This window comes from Hoeflea sp. (genome assembly GCF_039975035.1).
Taxonomy (GTDB): domain Bacteria; phylum Pseudomonadota; class Alphaproteobacteria; order Rhizobiales; family Rhizobiaceae; genus Hoeflea.
On record NZ_JBDWHW010000139.1, the window covers coordinates 1 to 4,492 of the forward strand.

The 4,492-nt window shown below is 58.7% G+C and carries 5 protein-coding genes; 1 reads left to right on the forward strand and 4 read right to left on the reverse strand.

All coding sequences use genetic code 11. From position 1 onward, the window contains the following. Positions 1–174: 174 nt before the first annotated feature. The 4 genes from ABJN75_RS11840 to ABJN75_RS11855 form a co-directional block, all read right to left on the reverse strand. Positions 175–1,173, reverse strand: coding sequence for a tyrosine-type recombinase/integrase (locus tag ABJN75_RS11840; protein ID WP_348439799.1), 999 nt, complete (start codon positions 1,171–1,173; stop codon positions 175–177). After that, positions 1,170–2,117 (reverse strand): tyrosine-type recombinase/integrase, encoded by a 948-nt coding sequence (locus ABJN75_RS11845; protein ID WP_348439800.1) that lies wholly within the window; start codon positions 2,115–2,117, stop codon positions 1,170–1,172. Before ABJN75_RS11845 ends, ABJN75_RS11840 begins: the two co-directional genes overlap by 4 nt. Further along, entirely contained in the window at positions 2,117–2,764 is a 648-nt protein-coding gene (locus tag ABJN75_RS11850) for a tyrosine-type recombinase/integrase (protein ID WP_348439801.1), read from the reverse strand. Before ABJN75_RS11850 ends, ABJN75_RS11845 begins: the two co-directional genes overlap by 1 nt. A 749-nt stretch (positions 2,765–3,513) precedes the next feature. Further along, positions 3,514–3,702, reverse strand: coding sequence for a hypothetical protein (locus tag ABJN75_RS11855; protein WP_348439802.1), 189 nt, complete (start codon positions 3,700–3,702; stop codon positions 3,514–3,516). Positions 3,703–3,980: 278 nt separating this feature from the next. Between ABJN75_RS11855 and ABJN75_RS11860 the strand changes: the two genes are divergently transcribed. Continuing rightward, the coding region (locus ABJN75_RS11860; protein ID WP_348439803.1) for an ArdC-like ssDNA-binding domain-containing protein at positions 3,981–4,492 on the forward strand (512 nt) is incomplete at its 3' end.

Consider the following 4,492-nt stretch of genomic DNA (forward strand, 5'->3'; position numbering starts at 1 on the left):
GCGTCCGCTAATCCGCACACTGACGGAGCCATCAAGAGCGGGATTGGCCCGCTCCAACGATGGAGCCCTCAGATGCAGCACGATCTTTCCCTTAATGCCGCCATCGCGATTATGCCGCACCGGGGGTGTCTTTCCCCGGCGCAGCGATATTTTGCGACCCAATGGTCGGCATAATCAAAGAGCTTCGAGGAACGCGAGGAGTTGGTCATCGGGCCGATATCGGCCCGATTTAATGTTTGACACGGGCAGCTTCGCCAGTGCTCGTTCTTTCAGTTGCATATCGGCATGGATGTAGATCTGCGTCGTCGCGATGGTTTCGTGACCCAACCATAGTGCGATGACCGATTGATCGACCCCATGCCTCAGCAAATCCATAGCTGTGCTGTGGCGCAGAACATGAGGTGTGACGCGTTTATTTGCGAGCGTCGAACAACTGCGTTTCGCGCAATCCACATGCCGCTTCACGAGTTTTTCAAGCGCATCCCGGCTGAGCCTGCGACCACTGATTGTTGGAAAGACGGGTTGATCTGGGCTCCCTTCACGCTCCCTCAACCACACGGTCAGCACCTTGATCGTCGCACGCCGCCGCAGTGGCGTACAGCGTTCCTTGCGCCCTTTGCCAAGACATCGGACGTGACCACCCACGCCGAAGACAATATCGCACACATTAAGTCCAACGATTTCGGATGCCCTGAGACCCGTTTGCAGGGCCAGAACTAGCAAAGCGTGGTCGCGCCGACCCGTCCAGGTCGATCGGTTCGGAGCGGACGAGAGAGCCTCCATTTCGGTATTGTCGAGGAATGCGACAGCACGACGGTCGAACCGTTTGCTTGGCATCGCCAGTATCTTCTGGCAGTGGAGCAAGAGCGCCGGCTCGTGCAATGCCGCATGCCGGAAGAATGATCGGATCGCAGCGAGACGCGTGTTGCGGCTCCTCGCACCCTTCGATCGGGCCGTCTCAATGTGGAGAAGGAAGCGCCCGATCAGATTGGCGTCGAGATCTTCGATGGCAAGCGCGGTTGGCGACTTGTGAAGCTCGGAGCTCGCATACCGCAATAGCAATCGGAAGGTATCGCGGTAACTGGCGATCGTATGCTGACTTGCCTGCATTTGCGCGCACAGGCGGGCTGTGAAGAAGTGTTGGACGAGTGTCGCGAGTGTCGAAGCGGTCATGACAGGTCCTCCTCGCTTGCATAAGTATCTGCACGCTTGCTGGCCAACTCGAGTAGTTCCGGCACTGCTTCAATGTACCAGTATGTCCAGGCCGGCGCCGTGTGCCCAAGATAGGTCGTCAGCTTGATCATCTCCCGGTTAGGATCCATGCCGCTTCGGTACCAGCCGATCAGAGTGCGGACTGCGAAGGTATGACGAAGGTCATGGATGCGAGGTCCCCGCCCGTGACCATGGCGCGGTTGCGGTTCGCGCAATCCGATCTTCTGGCAGATGTTTGCAAAATTGTAGCGTGCCCCTGTGCTGGAAAGGAGCCCACCCTGGTCGTCCAGAAAGAACCGTTTTGACTGCTGGCCAAACAGACGGTCACGTGCTGATGCGTATTCCCAGAGCCGATGCCTTGTAGTCTCCTCGATTGGCACGAGACGTTCGCCGCCGAACTTGCCGCGCAGAACCGTAATGATCCCAGCGTCGAGATCGACTTCACTGACGTTGAGCGATAGGGCTTCGCTAACACGCAAACCGGTGACAGCGATTAATCCAAAAAGAACGGAGTAGGACGCTCCGCGCAGGCCATTTCTTGACCGCAGTGCGCTCGCCTCCCGCAGAATGCTGCGGATTTGTTCCTCACTATAGATGTATGGCCTTGTGCGCCGATGACGATAGGGCATCAGCCTTGCGGGCATTAGCTCGTGCGTTGAATCAAGTCCGTGCATCCAGCGTGCAAAGAGCCTGACAGCGGTGTATCGTTGTGCCCATGTCTCGCGTGATGCGACGCCGAACGTTCCATGCCATTGCAGAAACAACTGCGTCGTGATGTGATTGGCACCCTGAGCCGCAGCGAACCCGACAAACCGCCGCAGGATGCCTTCTGGCGCTTTCAACCTGTGACCAAGGCTGCGGCGAATAGCCAGATAACGATCAAGTTCAAACGAGAGATCGGTCATCACACATCTCCTCTGGCTGGCCAGGGCTGCGCGATCGAGCGTAGGCTCTCAATGTCAAGTTTGGCGTAGATCAGCGTCGAAGCCGGAGATCTATGGCGCAGAAGATCTCCGATCTCACCAAGCGATGCGCCCTGCCGCGCCATATGCGACGCAAGGCTATGCCGCAGCATATGGGTGCCGACAAAAGGAGCCGGCGGCGTTAGCCCGGTGAGAGCGATGGCGTGTCTCAAGATGTTAACCAGAACATTTCGGCCCAGGAAGGCACGATAGGGCGCTTTTGCCGTGATGAAGAGGATCCGCAACGAGGCGGCAGGGCGCTCGAAGCGTAGATAATCAACCAGTGCTTCACCTACGTCTGGCGGCAGTGGCAAACGGTCATGAAGTCCGCCCTTCCCACGAATGGTAATCTCACCCTTTCTCCAGTCGATGTCGTCGACCTGAATGGCGAGAACCTCCGGCGCCCGCAGACCCAGCCGTGCCTGCAGCAAGATCATCGCATAGTTCCTGCGTCTGACCTTTCGCGGCGAGCCGGCCCGGATTGCCGCCAACAACAGTTCCACCTGTTCGGGCAACAGGTACCGCCTAAGCCGTCCAGCAAATGATCGCCGCATATTGGGGATCGCTGCAGCGATGTCCGTTTGCGTCATGCCGGCTCGGTATAAATACCGAAAGAAGTTCTTGAGATGAGATGGCGGTCTGCATTCGCTCAGCGGTGATCTGCGGTTTGCGATCAGATGTTGGAGGAACTGGACCAGGTCCTCTGGTTTTATCGCCGACAGATCGTCAGCGTGGGCTCCGAAGCGAAAGTCTAGAAAACGGACAGCCCATCGCCACGACGAATTGATCGTCGCATCCCTCAGCCCGCGCTCTTGTCGCAAATAGGATTCATAATCGCACCGCAGCCGAATTCGCGCATCATCCGCTTGGGCAGCAACGGGCGGCTTTGAAAGACCTTGCTCCACCAAAAAACCCACGAACCGTTCGGCTATGAATGAAGGCCTGATCTGCAGGCGATTCGGTTTACCAGCTCTCGCGCGGTCCTCACATCAAGATCGTTAAGCGAGATACATTCAGCGTCAAGTGAGCGGCAAAGCATTTTGAGGCATCGTTCGTGCCTCGCAATGGTTGTGCAGCTGAACAGCTCCTCGCGCATCGTATCGACATAGCGGCGCACCAGGTCGGGGACAGCTTCGTCTTCGGGAACAGGAGATTTACGCATGGTGTTGGACATAGGTTTTTCCTCCGCTCGGAAATGAGCAGAGTGAATCCGCAGCCACGAGCCTCACGCTGGCAAGTGGTCTGGCGAGATTATGCCGACCATTGGGTCGCAAAATATCGCTGCGCCGGGGAAAGACACCCCCGGTGCGGCATAATCGCGATGGCGGCATTAAGGGAATTATGCCGATATCGGCATAACGAACTCGCCCAGAAACACGCCTGGAACCTCGCCCGCACCCTCATGACCCCGATCGTCATCTTCAAGTCCGACGACGAATACGGCGTCCTCCCCGCCGACGAAGTCGACGACGCAGAGATCGTCATCCTCTTCGAATACGACCCCTACACCGGCGGTCACTCGGTCCACTGACCGGTCACCCTCTCACTTCTCACCGGCGGCGCTTTGCGCCGCCTTTCCGCTGCGCGGAGGCACCGACCATGGTCCGTCCCGGGAAAGGTCCTGGCGGAGCCGGCAGCAGCGGCAACGGCTTTGCCGTCCTTCTCGTCGTTCCGGCCCTTCGCCACCCCGCCGCGCTGCGGGCACCGGGGCCTCGGCTCGGGTGCCGCTCCGGCCTTGAGCCCCGCCTTTGTTGGACCTCGTGACGGACCGCGATCGGCGCGGTCCTGAAACCAGGAGGTCTGAGAATGAAAAGGAAAGAAAAAAGCCTGCGCATCGATATCTATGCGCGGATCACCGAGACGATTGTCGCCGATCTCGAAAGAGGCGTCCGCCCCTGGATGAACCCCTGGAGCGCAGGCAGGCTGGAGGGCCGGATTACGCGACCGCTCCGGCACACTGGGAAACCCTACACTGGCATCAACGTGTTGCTGCTCTGGTCGGAAAGTCTCGCCCGAGGCTTCGAAGCGCCACTCTGGATGACCTACCGGCAGGCCGGGCAGATCGGAGCACAGGTGCGCAAGGGCGAAACCGGGGCGACCGTCGTCTATGCCAGCCGCTTCATGAAGACCGAGACCGACTCTCGCGGCGACGAGGTCGAGCGGGATATCCCGTTTCTCAAGACCTATACCGTCTTCAATTGCGAACAGATCGATGGGCTGCCGGAGCATTATTATCACCGGCCGGACAGGATCATCGACCCGGTGTCACGGATCCAGCACGCCGACCGCTTCTTCGAGAACACCGGCGCGGTAATACG